Annotated in this window: 15 protein-coding genes and 1 tRNA gene; 9 read left to right on the top strand and 7 right to left on the bottom strand. The window is 55.8% G+C overall.

The annotated features are described in order from the left end of the window. The first annotated feature begins 57 nt into the window (after window positions 1-57). The 3 genes from J5Y17_RS11290 (at window position 58) to J5Y17_RS11280 (ending at window position 5,020) form a co-directional block, all read left to right on the top strand. Window positions 58-2,703: an autotransporter outer membrane beta-barrel domain-containing protein gene (locus J5Y17_RS11290; RefSeq protein WP_219785349.1), complete on the top strand. Its 2,646-nt coding sequence runs from the start codon at window positions 58-60 to the stop codon at window positions 2,701-2,703. Between the two features lie 783 nt (window positions 2,704-3,486). Further along, window positions 3,487-4,140 carry a hypothetical protein gene (locus J5Y17_RS11285; RefSeq protein WP_219785348.1) on the top strand — a complete coding sequence of 218 codons (654 nt, stop codon included), beginning with the start codon at window positions 3,487-3,489 and terminating at the stop codon, window positions 4,138-4,140. A gap of 133 nt (window positions 4,141-4,273) precedes the next feature. Next, entirely contained in the window at window positions 4,274-5,020 is a 747-nt protein-coding gene (locus J5Y17_RS11280) for a hypothetical protein (RefSeq protein WP_219785347.1), read from the top strand. Between the two features lie 852 nt (window positions 5,021-5,872). Here J5Y17_RS11280 and J5Y17_RS11275 read toward each other — a convergent pair. After that, on the bottom strand, window positions 5,873-6,670 hold the full coding sequence (locus J5Y17_RS11275; protein WP_219785346.1) for a hypothetical protein: 798 nt from the start codon (window positions 6,668-6,670) through the stop codon (window positions 5,873-5,875). A gap of 384 nt (window positions 6,671-7,054) precedes the next feature. On the opposite strand from J5Y17_RS11275, the gene J5Y17_RS11270 reads away from it, so the two are divergent. After that, a complete protein-coding gene (locus J5Y17_RS11270) occupies window positions 7,055-7,687 on the top strand; it encodes a recombinase family protein (protein WP_219785345.1) in 633 nt (210 codons plus the stop codon). Between the two features lie 275 nt (window positions 7,688-7,962). Continuing rightward, window positions 7,963-9,114, top strand: a complete 1,152-nt coding sequence (locus J5Y17_RS11265; protein WP_255572038.1) for a DUF3644 domain-containing protein — start codon at window positions 7,963-7,965, stop codon at window positions 9,112-9,114. Between the two features lie 28 nt (window positions 9,115-9,142). Here J5Y17_RS11265 and J5Y17_RS11260 read toward each other — a convergent pair whose 3' ends face one another. Further along, window positions 9,143-10,351, bottom strand: a complete 1,209-nt coding sequence (locus J5Y17_RS11260; RefSeq protein ID WP_219785344.1) for a hypothetical protein — start codon at window positions 10,349-10,351, stop codon at window positions 9,143-9,145. Window positions 10,352-10,455: 104 nt separating this feature from the next. Continuing rightward, a tRNA-Cys gene (locus J5Y17_RS11255) sits at window positions 10,456-10,529 on the bottom strand. A gap of 148 nt (window positions 10,530-10,677) precedes the next feature. Between J5Y17_RS11255 and J5Y17_RS11250 the strand changes: the two genes are divergently transcribed. The 3 genes from J5Y17_RS11250 to J5Y17_RS11240 all read left to right on the top strand — a co-directional run bounded on the left by J5Y17_RS11250 (window position 10,678) and on the right by J5Y17_RS11240 (window position 14,063). After that, window positions 10,678-11,331 carry a protein-L-isoaspartate O-methyltransferase gene (locus tag J5Y17_RS11250; RefSeq protein WP_219785369.1) on the top strand — a complete coding sequence of 218 codons (654 nt, stop codon included), beginning with the start codon at window positions 10,678-10,680 and terminating at the stop codon, window positions 11,329-11,331. A gap of 65 nt (window positions 11,332-11,396) precedes the next feature. After that, a complete protein-coding gene (locus J5Y17_RS11245; RefSeq protein WP_219785343.1) occupies window positions 11,397-12,788 on the top strand; it encodes a TolC family outer membrane protein in 1,392 nt (463 codons plus the stop codon). Between the two features lie 138 nt (window positions 12,789-12,926). Further along, window positions 12,927-14,063, top strand: a complete 1,137-nt coding sequence (locus J5Y17_RS11240; RefSeq protein ID WP_219785342.1) for a hypothetical protein — start codon at window positions 12,927-12,929, stop codon at window positions 14,061-14,063. On the opposite strand, the gene J5Y17_RS11235 is transcribed toward J5Y17_RS11240, so the two are convergent. From J5Y17_RS11235 to J5Y17_RS11225, 3 genes are all read right to left on the bottom strand, one after another. Continuing rightward, window positions 14,064-15,524 carry a cobyric acid synthase gene (locus J5Y17_RS11235; RefSeq protein ID WP_219785341.1) on the bottom strand — a complete coding sequence of 487 codons (1,461 nt, stop codon included), beginning with the start codon at window positions 15,522-15,524 and terminating at the stop codon, window positions 14,064-14,066. Window positions 15,525-15,580: 56 nt separating this feature from the next. After that, window positions 15,581-16,072 (bottom strand): cupin domain-containing protein, encoded by a 492-nt coding sequence (locus tag J5Y17_RS11230; protein ID WP_219785340.1) that lies wholly within the window; start codon window positions 16,070-16,072, stop codon window positions 15,581-15,583. Window positions 16,073-16,163: 91 nt separating this feature from the next. Further along, window positions 16,164-16,484 (bottom strand): DUF6280 family protein, encoded by a 321-nt coding sequence (locus J5Y17_RS11225; RefSeq protein ID WP_043868949.1) that lies wholly within the window; start codon window positions 16,482-16,484, stop codon window positions 16,164-16,166. A gap of 270 nt (window positions 16,485-16,754) precedes the next feature. On the opposite strand from J5Y17_RS11225, the gene efp reads away from it, so the two are divergent. Beyond that, entirely contained in the window at window positions 16,755-17,318 is a 564-nt protein-coding gene (gene efp / locus J5Y17_RS11220) for an elongation factor P (RefSeq protein WP_219785339.1), read from the top strand. 73 nt (window positions 17,319-17,391) lie between these two features. On the opposite strand, the gene J5Y17_RS11215 is transcribed toward efp, so the two are convergent. Further along, window positions 17,392-18,237, bottom strand: a complete 846-nt coding sequence (locus J5Y17_RS11215) for a 3-keto-5-aminohexanoate cleavage protein (protein ID WP_219785338.1) — start codon at window positions 18,235-18,237, stop codon at window positions 17,392-17,394. Window positions 18,238-18,281: the final 44 nt, after the last annotated feature.

Raw genomic sequence — 18,281 nt, 5'->3', positions numbered from 1 at the left:
GCTGCTTCGAAGCCGGACAAATTGAAATCCTCGAGTGGGCAGTAATGAGGGGGAGATATGTATAACCAAAGCCTTATCCCGGCTCTGGGCAAGACCGTTTTTACGTCGGTTTCGCCCATCGCCCTTATTTCCGCTTTTTCCATGATCACCCCCGGCGCAGTCTTTGCGGCCTGTGACGTCACCGTGAACGGTGACGGCGGCCAGACCGTCGTCTGTAACCCGGCGAATGATCCGGCAGGTGCCCCGTTCTCGACCACGGCCTTTGACGATACCGTGACAGTGACCGATGTAACCGCGGCCAAAGTGACGCTCGGTGACGGAGCCGACACGATTACGGTTGATGGCACAGGTATTGTCGGTTCCGGCACAGCCGTCTTCGCCATTGGGCTTGATGCGGGCGATGGAGACGACACGATCTATGTGAACGACGACGGTCAGGTTGTCGGCGAGCTTTTCGCAGGCGACGGCAATGACGAGATTTACGTGACGGGCGGCTCTACAGGACGAATCCGGCTCGATTCTGGCGACGATTACCTAGAGATCTCGGGTGGCACGGTCGCTGCCGTCGGCCATTCCGCAGCCAAGAGCAACACAGGATCGAACACGATCATTGTGTCGGGCGGCACGATTACGGACCAGTTGATGTCCGGGCTTGGCGCAGACACCATCACGCTGACCGGCGGCACGATCCGCTATGTCGGCGGGAACAGCGACGCCGACGTGATCACGCTGGATGGCGCGTCCATTGCTGAATACCTTCGCGGCGGCTGGAACAATCAGGGCATTCCAGACGGCGATGATCAGATTTATCTTTATTCGGGCAGCGTCGGGAACTCGGTCCTCGGCGATGCCGGATCGGATTTGATCATCCTTGACGGCGCCGACATCGGCGAAGCGATCATCGGTGGCGGCGACACGGACGCGGCGGACCCAGATGGGGATGACACCATCGAATGGCACTCCGGCAACCTCGGCACCAACGTGGCCCATGGTGTGCTGGCCGGTGGTGCCGGTTCCGATACTTTCCTGATCACCGCCGATGAATACAACGGATCGCAGGTCGTGACCGGTGGTCTTTACTCCTGGAGTTCCGACGAAGTTGTGGCGGAAGAATCCGGCGACGAGTATTTCGATGAACTCACCTTCGACGGGATCGACGGGATCACCACTCAGGCTGAGTACCTCGCCTATCTGGAAAGCATTACCTTCGAGAATTCCACGATGGTGATCGAAGGGGGCGAGCTGGAAGTTCTGTCGGACGATGCGGGCAACGGCGTTCACCTTGTGAGCTCACAGTTGACTTTCGATGATGGTCTGTCGGTGCTTGGCAATGTCGACAGCGACGCGGCGAGCGAGCTGGCGCTGGCGGGCAGTGCCTCGATCAGCGGCGATTACGTGAACGATGGCGAGACGACGCTGGTCACCGGTGCCGCCGGTGATACGCTGGAGGTCGGCGGCACCTATTCGGGCTCGGGCACGCTGTCGCTTGAGATCGATGCCGAGACCGGCGATGCCGACATGCTGGACGTTGCCTCGCTTGGCGCCACCTCGAATGCGATCACAGTCTATGTTCTGGGCGCCACCGATGGTGTTACCGAGGACAGCACCTGGACGCTGGTGTCCGTTGCCGATGGCTCGGGCGCGGACGATGCCTTCTATCTGGTCGACGGCCCGGTCGAAATGGGCGCGCTCTACTATGACCTCGAGCATCAGGATGAAAGCTATGTCCTGGCCTCGACTGGTGAGTTCGCCGAATCCGTGGCGGCCTATGAAGCCTACACGCAGATCTTGATCGGCATGCTGCGCATGGATGCGCTGCGCAACCGGACCGGTGGGACACATGACATTGGCGAGGGCGCGCTGACGCTCGATACGCCCGTAAATGTCTGGGCACAGATCGCCGCGGGCACCACCCATTCGGACGGGATCAACACCACCTCGGGCGTCGCCCACGACCTCGACCTTTGGGCGCTGCAAGCCGGTGTCGACCGTCTGCTGTTCGACAGCGAAGACCTGTCCATCGTGGCCGGTCTGAACTTCGAGGTCGCCAACGGCTCGGCCACGACCACCGCCAGTTCGGGGGACGGGGCGATTGACCTCGACGCCAAGATCCTCGTTGGTACCCTGACCTGGTATGGTCAGGACGGCACCTATGTGGACGCGCAGGCCAAGCTGGCTTTCTATGACGCAACCATTGGCACCGAAGACGGGAACGTATCGAACTCGGGCAAGGGCCATGGCCTGTCGTTGGAAATTGGCCACCGCTCCGACCTCGGCCAAGGCTATGCCCTGACCCCTCAGGCGCAGCTGCAATACACCAAGGTCGCCTTCGATGATTTCACCGATGCCAACGGTATCGATGTGGCGCTGCAGGACGGCACCCAGTACGACATGCGCCTGGGTCTGATGCTGGAGCGCAATTCGGTCTGGCAGCCGGACACCGCCCGTGAGAGCTCTGCCGATGCCTATGGCATCGTGAACCTCTACCGCGGCTTCGGCAACGGCACCACGGTCACTGCGTCGCAGGCCGCGCTGGCCTCGGATGCAAACGACTGGTCGGGCGAGATCGGCCTCGGCGGCAAATACCACTGGGCCGGGGGTAAATACGCTGTCTTCGGCGAAGTCACTGCGGCCACAGGTCTCGACAACTTCGGCGAAAGCTATGCTATCAACGGCGAAATCGGTTTTCGGATGACTTGGTAAACCGCCGGCGAAATGAAAGGCAAAGGGGCCGGACGAGAGTTCGGCCCTTTGTTTTTGTGAGTGTGAAGACTGCGCTGATTGTTGACAACTGCTGAACCGCTTTGACAGAGCCCCGCAGACCCCCGCGTTTGTTAGCCGCTTGGTCCGTGAGCTACCCCCAGAAAATCGGACACTGACGTAAGCTACGATTGGTTGTCTGCTGATCTTCTACGAGAGAAATCAGAGATATCGAAACGGAAGCAGTTCCGCGAAAGCGAACAGAACAAAAACAGAATGTTTAGATATTTGTTGAGACTTTCAATTCGCAGTCTGCTCGACTTCTCTTAAGTCATTGAAAGTAAATGGAGGCGAGTACCGGAATCGAACCGGTGTACACGGATTTGCAATTAGTTTTCCACGTTTATTATCAATATTTTATAATTTTTTGTGTAGCATTTTGTATAACTACCTGGGAGCCAAATTTGAATTTCCTAACCCGTGGCATGACTGCTGGCTCGCTAGGGTGGAGGGACCCTCAGGAGCAACCTGCGCCACGGTGAGCCGTTGTTCTCCCTTTGGATCGTATAGTTGTTCCAGAGGGTCAGATTGGGGCCATATGGATTTACGGTCCTGTAGTTACGTTCCGTGCCTGACGTTCAACAGTAGTTCTCATGAAGTGAGAAAACTTGGTAGCCAAGGGCCTCCTTATCACCTATCGATATCTCGGCTGTTTCACCAGTTCCGGCTTTGATCGGGCGCGAGCTGAATGTAAGTTATTTGTACAGGACACTTTTTGGGGCCCCGATGTTTCACATTTCTAAACGTTTCTTTTTGTCGCTGGGTTTCTCGCTTGTTTCGGCAGTTCCAATCTTTGCGGAAGGTATGAAAACAATCCATGAGCCGAAAGGTGAGCTTCTATTTGAAATGGATTTGTTCATGGTCGCGGCAAAAATCGGTGTAGATTATGAACATGATCCGTTTAAAAATGAGAATGTCCCTTTTCGATCGTACATGTGGTGTGAATGGTCGGCGCAAGTAACTTACCGAGGGGAAGAAGATTTTTATCAAGATGCTGACGAAACTTTCATTTCTGGGGCAATTTTGAGGGATGGCGAGCCTCCTTCAAATTTTGTAGTCTCGCTTGACTTGAATGAGACTGTCTTTAGCGCGGGGGCGGTAATCGTTCCTTGGTTTGTGTCTGAAGCGTATGGGCCAGACGAAGACTTTGTGGATATTACTGGGAGAGATGTGCAGTCGGAGGCAATCCAACAGGAGCTTCAACAGTTGTGCAGCCCTAGTTCCGTGAGGGGACTTACGCAAACCCCCAACGTTTTAGATCAAGAAATTATTCTCTTTCGGAGTGGTGCGGGGCTTTCGTCGCTCGAATTGCTAGACCATCTAAGGGTTAACATTTCGGTAGATATGCCGGAAATCGTTTATCAAGAGCAGGTATACTGAGGTGCTAGCTGGTATTTTTTTATAGGTCTGCTGCACCTAACGGCGGGAAAGAGTGGGGGTGTTGTGGGCATTTACAAGTGCCAATCGTCCTTGAGAGGGGACGCCGCTGGCTAATACAGAAAGGATTTCATCGATGTCGCTAGGATTCAAGATTGGCGTTTGGGCCTTTTTTCTTCCATTGCCAGTTATGGGGATGTCGTTTGAGGTAGGTGAAGAGGTGTGTTCCCTGAGTGTGGCGCGGTCAGACACCGTACTTGATCAAGGTACTTCGATTTTCGGATTGAGTTTCAGCCAAAATGCTTGTGAGGCGGTAAACGTGCTTCGAGAGCGTGGTTTTACATGTCGTGTTGATTTGCATGGTGACGGGCCTTTCTGCGGCGGCAAGGTTCAAGAGCGTTGGGCTGCCGTTTCTGGTGGAGTTGTTTGTTCCAAGGAAGCATCGGATGGTGTGGAGGAAGCACAGGTGCGGATCGGAACAAATTTTCAATTTCGGAAAGAAGTTAACTCCGTTCTCCACGATGAATATGGCCGTTGTATTTTCCCGCAGGTATCAAAAGCAGACCTTTATCTTGCTTGGCGGGAAGCCAAATCAGGCTTTCCTGATTCAGAAATTTCACGTTTCGATTATTCGTGTTCGAGCATCAATTCATGTACTATGACTTCTGAAAAGATCGTTGATGGGCTGCTAGAGCGGTTCGATGATGTCTCACGTGTCTCGTTTGGAGCGGATGCGCGCCTTGGCCAAGCATTGGGATATGTGCTTCCATATCTTGTGACAAAATTTGGAGAACAAATTTACGTACACGAGAGCTCAAAGTCGCTTCTTTTTCGAAGGGGGGATTTTGATCAATTTAAACCAGGTGGCTTGGCGCTAGAATAGACGAATATGCGTAGCCCTGCCTTGAATGCAGTGCACTGGAGAACTCGCCGCAAATGTGTTTCCGCTTTCCTGTGTGACCACGGCACCACCATTGATGAGGAAGAGGGGCTTAACCGCTATTTGGCCGGCCTCGATAGTCGATTGATTCAGGGAATTGAAGAAAGCAGTTTCGATATCATGTGAGCTACTCCCCATCTCTTGGACAGAATTTGGCGTAAATTAAGCTAACTCTTGAGCTGCTGACGTGAGGGCGGCCTCTTGGCTATTAATGGGGGTGAGGAATGCGATTGCTTTGGAATGGCTGGAACTTACCCATTCAGCATAGAAATGTCTTCAGTTCTGCGACGCTGCGGACACCATTCTGACCTAGTTCTCGGAGAATAATTCGAGCTGAATCCATGGATGGCATGTCAATGGAGAAGCAGAATTTTTGGGACAAGTTATCAGCCAAGCGGACCGATAGGTTTACATGGCGATCAACGGTTTTTCGGTCTCCGCCCGCGTCCCGAAGAAACTTCTTCGCTCTCCCTTTGAAGTCCTTCACCATCCTCTCAGGTATGTCGGCTAAGTCGTGCGGTGCTGAAAACTTTTTTGCCTCAATCATTATGACCAGATGCTCGAGTAGCACTCGGTCCCGCGCTGAAACAATGCTTAGGTCGAAAGTTAGATTTCTAAGTGCATTCACGTCTTCAATCTCACACCGGCTGTGCTGGCAATAGGCAGTACATTTTAGCTTTTTTTGCTCAATCGCTGAAGATTGTAGCGTGACAAGGGCCGTCGTCACCAGAGGAAACTGTGCCGTTCGAGGTGCGGGTTAGACCTAATCTCATGAGGACTAACCCGTCGGTGCCTTCAGTGGATGTAATACTTGAAGCGGGCTTGTGCCTTTTGGCGCGTCGCGTCGTCTTTCGCTCTCATTGCCGACAGATGTTCCGTCTCGAAACGATCAAAGCGTTGATTAGCTACCTGAGCGTAAAGCTTGTCCCGTTCTAGGTGCAAGCGCGTGCGGTACTCAATTTCAACCTTGGCGTGTTGGAGGCGATAGCCGTTGCGAATATCCTCTAGCGGGAAAATCCTGCACTTCGTCAGATCGCCAAAAACATCGAAGTATTTTCGATCAGCCTTGGTTGTGTACAGAATGAGGTTCTGCAGATCGGATCTGTCGAACACGGCTTTTCTGAGGTCAACAACGACTTCTTCGCGTCCAAGGCGCATCATGTTGAAGACCTCTTCAAGCTCGGCGATCACCCTGCGCAGTTCTTCCAAGACGGCTTCCCAATTGTCGTCATCTTCGGGTGCAAGTGCTTTTGGCAAGATGATGATGCCGTGGATGTGCGGTGCTTCGAAGTCAAAGCAACCAACCGCATTGTTTCGCGTCCCGCGAAAATCGCCTGCGGCGATAAAGGATATCCTTTGGTTGATTGGCCTGTCCTTGAAGCCAAACGCCTTACGAATTTTTAGGTAAATCCCAGGTATCACCGTCTGGATTTCATCTCGTGTCGCGACGTGAACGGTCAAGAAGATCACTCGATCATCAAGGCCTTGTAGTTCGTCACTTGGCCAGTGTGCCACTGCCGACGCCAAAGCTTGTTGTGCGTGAATTCGGTCGATTTCCGTTTTCTTTAGTTTTTGATTGTTGAGCAAAATCATTTCTCCATTTTTGCATGTTTAAAACTTGCGTCTGCCGTGGGGCAGCGCAGTTACAAATTTGAGCGTTCGGCTGGATGCGGAGCGCACGAAAAACCGCACAGCCAATGCTTCTCAAGCTAGAGGCTGCGTAGGTCGTCTGGACTGGATGTGCTGAACGACTTCAAATCTGAAGTCAGCGTCGATTGCCGGTCGACATCTATATTTATGCTCTGGCGAATCTCCGGAATCCCGAAGTATGAGCAATTTCAATATATTATAGCACAAAGACATGCCCTTCTGCAATGGAAATTTGGCCCGAAAAACCTGTATTGAAAGGATTGTTCTGCCCTATACGTGGCATTATTTTCGCTACGTAGGCTAATGCGACACATGGGAAGGCGAAGAATGGCAATTATCTTGTATGCGCGGGTCTCGACCGCAGATCAGACGGTAGATCACCAGAAGGATCAGGCGTTGGCGGCGGGTTTCCAGATTGATGACGTGGTTGAGGACACTGGGGTCTCGGGATTGTCGGTTCCACTCAAGGAAAGGCCGGGCGGTAGGCGGTTATTCGACAAATTGCGGGCGGGCGACACGTTGGTTGTCCGCTGGGTCGACCGATTGGGTCGCAATTACGAGGATGTCACGTCGAATATTCGGCAATTCGTGGAGATGGGCGTCACGATCAGGACCGTTATCAACAATATGACCTTTGACGGCCAGACGAATGACCCAATGCAGAAGGCAATTCGGGACGCGATGATCTCATTCATGGCGGCATCGGCCCAAGCGCAGGCCGAAGCTACGAAACTTGCCGCGAAAGCAGGACATGCTCACCGGAAACGGATTGATCCTGAAGCATACAAGGGGCGAAAGCCCTCATATTCCAAGGACCAGATCGACCGCGTTGTCGAATTGCTCGAAGCTGGAACCGGTGTGAACGAGATCGGCCGGCAAATTGGCCTGACAAAGTTTACGGTTTCGCGGATCAAGGCCGATGTGCCAGCGGCTTATGCGCGTGTTGCTCGGTGGGGTTGATCGCTGACCTGAAGCTTAGCAGAACTTTCGTCGAACTGTCTGTGCTCACAGGGTGTGAGGGGAGCCTAGATGTGTCCGGTCTCTCAGGGTTTCGAAAAAGGTAAAAAAATCGGCTGCCGAAGTTCAGTCGCAAAGTTTGTTGGATCGAATGCCGGACCTTTTGACCTCTGCGCAGATATATGACCTAAATGCGGCAGAAATTTTCAGCCCATCCGGGCTATTTATGAATTTGATGGAGGCTTGGCGGGGTATTGGCGCGTAGATCAAGAAATTCTTTGGAGAAGTGGGAAGTTGCTATCGTCAAGGCGATGCTTGCACGGAAATATGTTCCGCAGGATATTCACGCGTACTTTTCAAGGCCAACGCGCTCAATAAACCAAGCGCGGATATCCGGGATCAAAGATGGAAAAACGCACGCTGTGATCAAGCCTGCGAGCGATGCGGAGCTAGACGCGTTCTTAAATGCTTGGCCCGACGTTGATCCTTCAACAGGGCTGCACTTGCGTGGCGACGAACTGCTGATCAAGGCTCGGGAAGCGATGATTGCGGCTGTCCATTCGTTCAACAGTGCTGGGCTATTTTTTCGCGCAGAGCTTTATATCGTGACGGCGATCATCGCGTGGACATATCTGATGCACGCTTACTACAAGCGAGAGGGTGTTGATTTTCGATACAAGAAGGGGGGCGTTGTTCAAAAAACAAAGCACGGGGCTGACAAGCATTGGGAGCTTGGTCAGTGCCTCTCTCATCAAGGCTGCCCATTGGAGAAAGGTGTTGTCGACAATTTGAAATTTCTGTCCGAAATTCGGCATGAAATCGAGCACCAATCGACCAATCGGATTGACGATGCGCTTGGTGCAAAGCTGCAAGCGTGCTCAATCAACTTCAATGATGCGATCAAACGCTTGTTCGGTAAGGAATTTGCTTTAGAAAAGCGTCTTCCGCTTGCGCTGCAATTTGTCACGTTTGATGGCTCGCAGCGAGCCAGCTTGATAGGGCAGGATCTTCCCCCAAATGTTGCAACTGCAATGGATGATTTTCACGGTCGTCTAAGTGCGGAGGAGCAAGCGGACCCAAAGTTCCGTTATCGGGTTGCTTTTGTCCCTAAGGTTGCCGGAAAGGCTTCGAAGTCGGATATTGCCGTCGAATTCGTGAAGCCCGGAACTGAGGAAGCAAAAGGCGTCGAAAGAGTATTGCTTAAGGAAACCGAGCGGCCGAAGTACTTGCCATCAGAGATTGTCGCAAAGGCTAAGGTGGATGGTTTTCCACACTTTGAGATGTACGATCACACAAAACTGGCGCAGCAGCTGGATGCTCGCAATCCAGGAAAGGGCTATGGGGTATCTGTCGCTGGAAAATGGTATTGGTACGAAGGCTGGCTTGAGAAGGTCTTGGAGAAGTTGGAGGAAGGTTGGACGCGTCCGTAAAGGGCAGCGAAAGTAATTGTTCACGCTTTTACCCATTCCGCTGGAACTCGGCAATAATCTCCGATGAGGGCGCCATTCGCTTGAGGTAGAAACGCTCCAGCATGTCGACGCTGGTCCCGGCGTTCTTCGCTAGTTGGTTCAGGGAAACGTTCCCTTTGGAGTCTCGCACCCGCTTTTGAAGCGCGTAGTGGCGCAGGGAATACATCACCAGACGGTCTTCGTCCCGTTCAAGGCCCGCTTCTCGGATGATGTGAAGGAATATGCGCGACAGCGCTGTTCGCGCGTAGGAGCGTTTGCGGTACTCCGGCATGAAGACGTACTCGTCCATGTTTGCTTCCCGAAAGGCAACGCCGCGTAGGTCGCCGGGGCGAGAGCAGATGTGCTTATAGATCGAGACCGCAAAGGGCATGGTGAAGCTTTCGCGTAATCCGGTCTTGCCCTTCCTGATGACCATCCAGAGGTGGGCGGGATCAGTCTTGATCTGAATATCGCGGTGCTTGAGGTAAAACAGTTCATTAGTCGTCGGCCGAACAAAGGCATGAACGATGAAGCGGAAGATGTGGATGTGATGCTGGCTCAGCTTTATGCCGCTGACCACGTCTCCGCGTTCTATGCAGCGTCGAGCGGCCCTCATAAAGTCCATGTACTCGCTGTTGGTAAAGGCGACGCGCGGGTTGTCTCTCGCAGCGATTTTTGGAGCGTCCGGCAGGCGATCAATGACCCCATCTTCGAGGGCCATGCGCATCACCGCACGTGCTGTCATGATCAGCTTCTTTTTTGAACTGCCCGCGAGAGGTTCTTCGCGCTGAATGTCTAGCTCCACGAGGAAGTCACGCATGGTGCCGGTCGTGATCTTGGAGAGCTGTATGTCGCCGAAGTAGTGAACGATGCCGGCCTCTTTGCGATAAAGTGAGCTATGGTAGTCCTTGTATTTTCGGGAGTCTGCGCCTTCGACGGCTTTCAGGTGCCGGTCGTACTTGTCCGCATAGGTTTCGAACCGCGTGGCCCTGGGGTTGATGTCGACGGTGCCAATGGTCGAGAGGGTCTTGTCGGCAAATGCAATCGCGGCGTCAAACGCCTCAGCGCGGACCGTCTCTTTTGTGGATTTGGTGATGTAGCGTTTCTGCCGAGGAACCCAGACTTTTGCCTGCCAGTAGGGGGATCGAGGCGTCTGGTAGATGTAGACGCCGCTTCGAATCTGCCTTTGTTTTAAAATTCGGTTTGGGCTGTCGCTCATCGGCTTATGAATGCTCGCGGTGTGTATAACAGTGTGTAACAGTTTATACGGCAAGCGGGCTTTCGCAAGCCGACAGGCATATTATTGTATTTTAAGGGAAAATTTGGAGGCGAGTACCGGAATCGAACCGGTGTACACGGATTTGCAATCCGCTGCGTCACCACTCCGCCAACTCGCCTGAAATGGTGTGCCGCTGTCTATACCATGCTTGAAACCTGTGCAAGCCGCCTTTTGATGGATTTCGCATGTGCATTGTTATGTTGCCCCTGCCAGAGGCTTGTGGCAAAACGGCGAAAGAGATGCCCATGAACGAAAGAGTTCAGCCCATGCCAGATTTCACCCAGCTCCGCACCACCATGGTCGACACGCAGGTTCGCCCCTCCGATGTGACCAAGTTCCCGATCATTGAGGCCATGTTGACCGTCCCGCGCGAGAATTTCGTGCCCGATGACAAGCGCGTCGGCGCCTATGTTGGCGAACATGTCGATCTCGGCAACAATCGTGTGGTACTGGATCCGCGGGTTCTGGCGAAGATGCTGGATGTGCTGAATATCGAAAACGACGAGCTGGTGCTCGATCTGGGATGTGCCATGGGCTACTCCTCCGCGGTCATCGCGCGCATGGCGCAGGCGGTGGTTGCCGTCGAGGAAGACGAGATTCTGGCCGCTGAGGCTGCCAGCGCTCTGACCGCCAACGGATCGGACAATGTGATCCTTGAAACAGGGCCGATTGCCAAAGGCGCTGCGCAGCACGGACCCTATGATGTTGTTATCCTGCAAGGCGGGGTTGAAGAAATGCCTGATGAAATTCTGTCCCAGGTGAAGGAAAAAGGTCGCATCTGTGCTATTTTCCTAGACGGAGCCCTTGGCATCGTGCGTATAGGGTACAAGATAGACGGTGCAATTACATGGCGTATGGCGTTCAATGCCACCGCGCCGGTACTGCCGGGTTTTGTAAAGCGCGCGCAATTCGCGCTATAAGGATGCGAGCGTAGGATTGGCCGGGAAGGCCCCGGCGTTCGAGATAACAAAGGGGCATGAGGCCAATGAGCAAGAGCACAACAATCAAGAAAGCGCTGTACGCCGGTGTGGCAGCCCTTGGCCTGGGCGTCATGCCGATGGCATCTTGGGCGGAAACGCTGGGCGATGCGCTGGCGTCGGCCTACAAGAATTCCGGACTTCTGGAACAGAACCGCGCCACGCTGCGCGCGACGGACGAGGGGGTGGCCTCGGCTCTCTCCGATCTACGTCCTTCTCTGACGTATAATTATCAGGTCGGCAAAGAACGCGGTTTCCAAACCGGCGATGTCTGGTCTGACTGGAGCGACACGTTGTCTTTCGTCGCTTCGATGGACATCTACACCTTTGGACGCAACAAGCTTTCCGTTGATCTGCAAAAAGAGGTTGTGCTTGCGACGCGCGCCTCTTTGGTCAATGTCGAACAGGCCGTTCTGGCCTCTGCGGTCGACGCTTATATGAGTGTGCGAGAAGCGCAGGCGCTGGTCAATCTGCGCCAGAACGCTGTGCGTCTGAACCAGCAAAACTTGCGCGCTGCACAGGATCGGTTCGAAGTCGGTGAGATCACCCGCACCGAAGTGGCGCAGTTTGAGGCGCAATTGGCGTCCGTGCGCGCCGATCTGGCTTCTGCGCAGGGTACGCTTTCTGCCGCGCGCGAGACCTATAAGGTCGCTGTCGGACATTATCCGACGTCGCTCTCGACCCCGCCCAACATCACATTACCGGTGCCGACGCTGGAGGCTGCTGTCTCCACCGCGCGTCAAAGACATCCGGGCATCATCGCACTGCAGCACCAGGCCACCGCTCAGGACATCGCCGTCGATATTGCCGAACGCAATATGTTCCCGACTGTGACCGGCTCGGTGACGCAGAGCTATTCCGACGATTTTGACAATGACACGACCTCCATCGGCGTTGGCGTCTCCGGCACGATCTATTCCGGCGGTGCCGTCGCCTCCGGTGTGCGGAGCGCGATTGCCAACCGCGATGCGGCGCGTGCCGAATTGCTGCAAACCACCCGCGAAGTGGAGCAGGGCGTGCGCACCAGCTGGGCGATGCTGTCTGTGTTTGCGGCTTCCGAGAGCGCGTCGAACGCCTATGTTCAGGCCCAGCGTGTGGCCTATGACGGTGTGCGCGAAGAGGCCGATCTGGGCGCAGCGACCACGCTCGATGTGCTGGACGCGGAACAGGACCTGCTCGATGCGCAGGTCTCGGCCATTCAGGCCCGTATTGCGCGCGAAACCCAATCCTACGCGGTGCTGCAATCGCTGGGTATGCTGACCGTGGAGCAACTCAAGCTCAATGTTCCGGTTTATGACCCTGCAGCTTACTATAACGCTGTCAAAAATGCCCCGACCCGCTATGTCAGCCCGCAAGGCGAAAAGCTGGATCGGGTGCTCGAAGGTTTGATGAAAAAGTAACAGCCGAGGCTTTCGGTTGACTGAAAACGCCCCCGCATGTCGGTTTTCCGATCTGCGGGGGTTTGCGTTTGAAGACGGCTTCTGTTGTATGTGAGACGGAAGCTGGCTACCATCAGGGGTAGTGTAAGGGGAGTCGGGATGTCTGATCCGATGACAAATCTTGATGCGGACGATGTTTTGGCCTCGATCCGTCGTTTGGTGGCGGAAACCCACGCGCAGAGTGCTGTGAAGGCGTCTGCGCCATCAAAAGCCGCAGAGCCGCCCCTGACTTTGGAACGCCCGCTTGAGACACCTTCTGAGCCGAAAGACGTCGCTCCTGCGCCTGCAGCGCTGGTTTTGACGCCTGATTTCCGGGTGGAAAAAGCGCCAGCCGTCGCACCGGAAGAGGCTAGCGAGCCGCTTTCGGAAGCCCCCGAGCCTTTGGTTCTGTCGATGGAACAGGCCGTGCATGTTCCGCAAGCGGATGAAGAAGAGGCGCCTGAGACGGACCTCGAAGCCTTGGTTGCAGAAGAGGTGCACGCTGCGGCGGACGCGCCCGAAGAGCCCGTGCCTACGGCGGAAGATTGGAGCGCCGATTTGGACGACACGCCCGACGAGGTCGCGGCCGCCCATGTCGCACGTCTGTCTCTTGAACAACGCATTGCCGAGCTTGAAGCCGCTGTCGGCGCGCAGGGCATGGAATGGGAGCCGGACGGCTCCGAGGACCTTGAGGCAGAAATTCCGCGTGAGATGCCGCGTGCCTTCGCGGAGCCGGGGGGGCGTGTGCTTCATTTCGGTCCGGTAGAAACGGGCCCAGTTGAAACCGGCTCTACGAAAACTGGTCCGGAGGAAACGAATACTGCGGATTCGGAGGGGGATGAGACGCCCGCCGAGGACGGGACGGACAAAGCACATGAGGCAGACGGAGCTGCAATGACACAGTCTGACGACCGGGCAGATGACGAGATGGATAACATCGCCGATGCCGAGGTGATTGAGGAAAGCGCGTTTCAGTCTGCCCAAGACGCGTCGGAGAATGTCGCAGCCGAGGATGAAGAACTTGAGGCGCCCGCACAGGGCGTCGCCCCCGATTTCGATCCAAACTTCGAGGAAGAACTCGCTTTGGCGGGCTATGCCGATGAGGAGATTCTCGACGAAGAGGCGCTACGTGAGATGATCGCTCAGGTCATTCGCGAAGAGTTGCAGGGCGAGTTGGGCCAGCGCATCACCCGCAATGTGCGCAGTCTTGTGCGGCGCGAAGTGCAGCGCGCTCTGACCCTGCGCGAGTTTGAGTGATCAGACCGCTTTGATGGCTTCGGCAAGCGCATAAATTCGGTCGAGGTCCAGATGGGCCTCGATATGATCTGCCAGCGCATCCAGCGTGTGCTCCACCGTGGCGTCGAAAATGATCCCTGTGTTCGCGGCGCCAAATCGCTCCAGATAGGCTGAGCGAAACGCATCTGCGGTGAACAATCCGTGCAAATAGCATCCCATTACACGCCCGTCCTGTGACGCCGCGCCTTCGGGGCGTCCTTCCAGGGTGAGCCAAGCGCGGGCCATGTCGGGACCGTCGGTGCACCCGATGTGGATTTCATAGGCGCGCACCTCATGCCCGCTGGCGTGGTCCGTCGCCACCACTTCCGCCAGCCGCTTGTCGCCGCCCATGGTGGTTTCCACGTTCAAATACCCAAGTCCCGGATGGCGCCCTTTCGGCCCTTCGATGCCCTCGGGGTCGTCGATCCATTGTCCAAGCATTTGATATCCGCCACAAATCCCTAGAACGTGCGCACCACGCCGGATATGGGCGTGCAGGTCGATGTCCCACCCTTGCGCCCGAAAGAATGCCAGATCGCCCAGCGTCGATTTCGTGCCGGGGATCAGAACCAGATCAGCGTCACCGGGCAGCGGCTCTCCCGGTTCCACGATCTGCACCGTCACATCCGGCTCGGCGGCGAGCGGATCAAGATCGTCAAAATTCGCGATCCGCGAGAGTTTCGGAACGGCGATTTTGATCCGCCCTGTTCCACGCGAGCTGATCTCCATTACATCCTCGGCGGGCAGACGATGGGCCTCGGGAAACCAAGATAAGGTGCCGAGATCGGTCCAGCCGGTGCGTTGGGCGATGTCTTTCGAGCCCTCTTCGAACAGTTTTGGATCACCTCGAAACTTATTGACGGCGAAGCCCCGTATGCGGGCGCGATCCTCAGGGGAGAGCACCGTGTGAGAGCCGACAAGCTGCGCGATCACGCCTCCCCGATCGATGTCGCCGACCAAAATGACAGGCACATCGGCGGCCTCGGCAAAGCCCATATTTGCAATGTCGCCTTTTCGTAGATTGGTCTCCGCCGGGCTGCCGGCGCCTTCGATCACTACGAGATCGGCAGCTGCGGTGAGGCGGTGGAAGCTTTCCAAAACCTTGGGCATCAGATTGGGCTTTTCCTGCCCATAATCGCGCGCCATGAGCGCCCCTACGCGTTTGCCTTGCACCACGACCTGAGCGCCATGTTCGCTTTCGGGCTTCAATAGCACGGGATTCATGTCGGAATGCGGAGCCAAACCGCAAGCGCGAGCCTGAAGCGCCTGCGCGCGGCCAATCTCACCGCCATCTTGGGTCACGGCAGCGTTGTTGGACATGTTTTGCGGCTTGAAAGGCACGACTTTGAGCCCGCGACGGGTGAAGGCCCGGCACAGCCCCGCCACCAACATGGATTTGCCCACATTAGAGCCGGTGCCCTGGATCATGATCGCCTTGGCCATGTGCCTCTCCCTTTTGAGGCTCATGAGTATGTGAGCTGCAATGAAGAGGGAAGGGGTTAATCCTCGCCGGGGCCACGGCGACGGATGTTCGGGTAAGGTGTTCCATCAAGTTGAAAGTAGAAATTATCTTTTCCTGTGTCCGCCATGAGATCGAGGCCGGGGTAAAAAGCCCGCTCGCCCTTTTTGCGCGATCCAACTTCCAGCACGACCACATCGCTGTCGGTGTCGTTGCGCAGACAGTGGCCGATCTCGACGCCTGCTTTGAATCCTGCGCAATCTCCCGGCGAGAGGCGTTCTTCGCTGTCGCCATAAACCAGCGTCGGGTGGCCCGCGACGATATAGACAAACTCGTCTTCCTGTTCGTGCCAGTGGGGCAGGGCGGAACTGCTGCCGGGCGGCAGTGTGGTTAGGTTGACACCGAATTGTGTGAGCCCCGCCTGATCGCCAAGCGCGCGTTTGACGCGGTCGCGCGTGCCCATGTGATGCGGGGGCGGGTAGAGGGTGCCGATCTTGGGCGAGATGGCAGAGATGTCGATTTTCTTGCTCATGTGGCTCTCCTTTTGAGACAGCATGCGCGCAAAAGAAAAGACGCGCCAGCAGCTTGGCGCGTCTTGTTCAGAACATCGGCAATAGCGTGTTTTACGCAGCCTCTGCCGCCTCTTGGGCGTGACGACGTTCGCTTTCCTCGCGCGACAGCGCGACGGAGGTCCGAATGCCTTTGGAGACGAATTCCATCAGACCGGAGACGACGCGTTCACACGGGTCGATGCCGGCACAGGACAGAACTTCACGGCCATCACGAGAGCGCGCCCAACGGGCGATCTGTTCCGGGCCATTGCCATATTTTTTATCATCGGCGATCGCATCATCGAGCGCAGCCAAAACAACAGCGGCAAAAAGTTTGCGTGCGCGTTGTCCTTGCTCGTAATTGAATGCGGTGCCATCCACGAACTCAGCCATGAGTTATCCTTGTATTATTGCTCTTGTCTTTTTGGCGTGCGGGCCCTTATGGCAGGTTTGTAACGATTCGGATACAACGCAAATGCATACCTATCTTGCATTTGGCGCATATCTTTCAGCGCTAACATCCTGCCCCAGTTTCCGCGAGACAAAGCGGTACACCTTACTCCGGAGCGCCCAGAGGCGCTTGTCGTGAGCCTTGTCAGCCAGCGACTGGCCAGATATAGGGTGCGCTGAGATATCTTCAACCAAACGCCACGGTTTAGTGACATGCCCAAAATCAACGGTAACGAAATCCGCCCCGGCAATGTGCTGGAACATGACGGGGGCCTTTGGGCCGCTGTGAAAGTCGACCACGTGAAGCCCGGCAAAGGCGGCGCCTTTGCTCAGGTCGAAATGAAAAACCTCCGCGACGGACGCAAGCTCAATGAGCGCTTCCGCTCCGCCGACAAAGTCGAGCGCGTGCGTCTTGAGCAAAAAGACATGCAGTTCCTCTATGAGAGCGACGGTCTTTTGAACATCATGGACACCGAGACCTACGAACAGGTCACGATCCCGGCCGACATTCTGGGTGAGCGTCGTCCGTTCCTTCAGGACGGCATGACCATCGTTGTTGAGTTCTACGAGGAGGAGGCGCTGAACGCGACCCTGCCGCAGAAAGTGATCTGCAAAATCGTGGAGACCGAGCCGGTCGTCAAAGGTCAGACCGCTGCGAACTCCTTCAAACCCGCTACGCTCGACAACGGCGTGCGCGTTATGGTGCCGCCGTTCGTGGGCACCGACGAGGACATCGTGGTGAATACCGAGACGATGGAGTATTCGGAACGCGCCTGAGGCTCAGGTCTTTCGCTGAAATTAAAAAAGCCGCTCCTTTCGGGCGGCTTTTTCCGTTTTCAGGGTGCGAGGATTATCCGGCCCGCAGTCCAAGAATTTTGCGGGCCTGTGCAGGTGTCGCGATGGGGCGGTCGTGGCGCTGGGCGGCCAGAACCGCGAGTTCCACCAAGGCCGCATTCGAGGGCGCAAGCGTGGTCTTGTCGATGCGGATGTTGTCCTCAAGCCCGGTGCGCAGGTGACCACCTGCGGCTGCGGCCCATTCATTGACCTCAAGTTGATGCCGCCCGATGCCTGCGGCACACCACGGGATATCATCACCAAAGAGGTCGTGCACCGTGTCGACATAAATATCGAACACGCGCTTCACGGCGGGCATGGCGTTTTTCACCCCCATGACGAATTGCACATAGGGCCGCGCGCCGATCTGGGCGTGCTCCATCATGTCGTGGGCTTTATAGATGTGTGACAGATCGAAGGCCTCGATCTCTGGTTTGACGCCGTAGGTCTTCATCTCTGCGGCGAGCCAATCGACGAGATCCGGCGGGTTCTCGTAGACGCGGGTCGGGAAGTTGTTCGAGCCCACGGACAGCGAGGCCATCGGCGGGCGCAGGGACAGCATGCCGCCCCGGGTTTTGCCAGCGCCGGACCGACCGCCGGTCGACAGCTGGACAATCATGCCGGGACAATGAAGCTGGATCCCCTCCATCAAGCGACCGAAGCGCTCGGGATCGGAGGTCGGTTTGCCCTCGTCGTCGCGGACATGGCAATGCGCGATGGAGGCGCCGGCCTCATAGGCCTCATGCGTGCTTTCGATCTGTTCGGAAATGGTGATCGGAACGGCCGGATTGTCGGCCTTCGTCGGCAAGGAGCCGGTGATCGCCACACAGATGATACAGGGTTTTCCGGCGACATCGCTCATGCCAGTTCCTTTCAAAATGATCTTCCCGCCGCGGCACGATGTGC

It is taken from the genome of Celeribacter sp. PS-C1, from assembly GCF_019429625.1.
In the GTDB taxonomy this organism is placed as follows: Bacteria; Pseudomonadota; Alphaproteobacteria; order Rhodobacterales; family Rhodobacteraceae; genus Celeribacter.
This window is presented reverse-complemented; position numbering and strand designations above follow the sequence as displayed.